Here is a 1,016-nt window from a genome sequence, read left to right as displayed (position 1 = left end):
GTGGATGTAAACCAGTACGAGACCTTCAACGCACTAATAACAGGAGGAACCGCACCATTCACCTACAACTTCTTCATCGCAAACTCTGTGACAACAGGGACATACCACAAATACGCGCCAGGATACAACGGAATAACATTCCAGGTAACTGCGGCAAACGACCTTGCAAACAGCCTCGAAGAGGCAAACGTGGTAATAACTGATTCGGGCGCAACATCCGCAAACTCAGTATACAGCGCGAAGTTCACGATCAACCCCGCGCTCACATCAGTCACGGTCGCAAACTCCAACACCCTAATCGACGCAGGTCAGTACATAACAATAACCCCAACGATAACAGGGGGATCATCCCCATATGTTGCAGTGTTCGCGATATCAAACCAGGTGACCGGCGCAGCAATAAACACGATAACTGTGACATCCGCCTCGCCTACGGCGACATTCTACCTGCCTTCGTGGATCAGCGGCAACACGATCCAGGCAAACGTTGTCATAACCGACAGCGCGACAACAAACGAGATACAGGCATCGTCTTACAGCGCGCTCGGGTTCAACGCAGTACAAAGCGCAGGACTTCTCACAGAGACAAACACCGTGATAGACGCAGGGCAGTACTCCAGGCTGACTCCAACAGGAGAGTCGGGTGGCACGAGTCCATACGCGTATTCATACTTCTCGCAGGCGGCGTGCGCAGGAGCATCAATAGGCTCAGGCGCATCACTGCTCGTAAACCCATCATCAACCACAACGTACAGCTTCAATTCTGTTGACAGCGCGACAACGCCAACCTCAGTTTGCAGCGCATCAAACACAATAACAGTCAACGCGGCTCCAACAGTTACAGTGACAAACCCGACAAACAGTATAGTGGATGTAAACCAGTACGAGACCTTCAACGCACTAATAACAGGAGGAACCGCACCATTCACCTACAACTTCTTCATCGCAAACTCTGTGACAACAGGGACATACCACAAATACGCGCCAGGATACAACGGAATAACATTCCAGGTAAC

1 protein-coding gene is annotated in these 1,016 nt (G+C 50.9%); it reads left to right on the top strand.

Features of this window, described 5'->3' with window-relative positions; all coding sequences use genetic code 11:
* A partial coding sequence (locus KGI06_06410) for a hypothetical protein (protein ID MDE1871841.1) occupies positions 1-1,016 on the top strand: 1,016 nt, incomplete at both ends.

The organism is Candidatus Micrarchaeota archaeon, assembly GCA_028866575.1.
Lineage (GTDB): Archaea > Micrarchaeota > Micrarchaeia > Micrarchaeales > Micrarchaeaceae > UBA12276.
This window is presented reverse-complemented; position numbering and strand designations above follow the sequence as displayed.